The organism is Petrotoga olearia DSM 13574, assembly GCF_002895525.1.
Classification (GTDB): Bacteria; Thermotogota; Thermotogae; order Petrotogales; family Petrotogaceae; genus Petrotoga; species Petrotoga olearia.
Genome location: NZ_AZRL01000010.1, coordinates 1,859 through 3,016 on the forward strand (window position 1 = coordinate 1,859; position 1,158 = coordinate 3,016).

At 37.7% G+C, this 1,158-nt stretch carries 1 protein-coding gene; it reads left to right on the forward strand.

Annotated elements, in window-relative coordinates; genetic code table 11:
* The coding region (gene guaB, locus X929_RS03935; protein ID WP_103066743.1) for an IMP dehydrogenase at window positions 1-1,135 on the forward strand (1,135 nt) is incomplete at its 5' end.
* Window positions 1,136-1,158: the final 23 nt, after the last annotated feature.

Here is a 1,158-nt window from a genome sequence, read left to right on the forward strand (position 1 = left end):
AGAGAACGGGATTATATACGATCCAATTACAATTACTCCTGATACCACCGTTAAAGAAGCAGAAAAGATCATGAAGGAGTACAGAATCGGTGGATTGCCAGTGGTTGACGAAGATAATGTTCTTCTTGGTATATTGACCAATAGAGATATTAGGTTTGAACAAAATATGGAGAAAAGAGCTAAAGAATTGATGACTTCCTACCAAAATTTAGTTGTAGCAGGTTCACATATATCTTTGGAAGAGGCGAAAGAGATACTTCATCAGAATAAGATAGAGAAATTGCCTATTGTAGACGATAAAAGACATATAAAGGGTTTGATAACAATAAAAGATATTACTTCCGTAATTGAAAACCCAAATGCGACAAGAGATGATAAAGGGCGATTAGTTGTTGGGGCTGCTGTTGGTGTTTCAGATGGTTTACAAAGAACTCAGGAATTAGTAAAGGCAGGGGTTGATTTCGTTGTTTTAGATTCAGCCCATGGACATTCAAAAAACATAATAGAAACTTTGAAAATGATAAAAGAAAGATTTCAAGATCTCCCTGTAATTGCTGGAAATATAGCTACTGTCGAAGCTGCCAAGATGTTAATAGAAAGTGGAGCGGATGCATTGAAAGTTGGAATTGGTCCAGGTTCTATATGTACCACCAGAGTTATTTCCGGTGTTGGGGTGCCACAGCTTACGGCAATTATGAAAGTTTCAGAAGAAGCGAAAAAATACGATATCCCTGTTATAGCAGATGGTGGGATAAGATATTCTGGAGATATCGTTAAAGCTTTAGCAGCAGGAGCCTCTACCGTGATGATGGGAAGTATTTTTGCAGGTACTGAAGAAGCACCTGGTGAAACGGTAATCTATCAGGGGAGAAAGTTTAAAACATACAGAGGAATGGGGTCAATAGCAGCTATGGAAAAAGGAAGCAAAGATAGATATTTTCAAGAAGAAACACCAAATGAGAAGCTTGTGCCAGAGGGTGTTGAAGCTATGGTAGCATACAAAGGTGAGGTAAAAGATGTTATAATACAATTAGTTGGAGGAGTCAAAGCTGGAATGGGGTATGTTGGAGCAAAAGATATTAATGAATTACAACAAAAGGCTCGATTTATAAAAATTACTACCAGCAAGCAATAACTGCTGTCTCTTATACACCATTC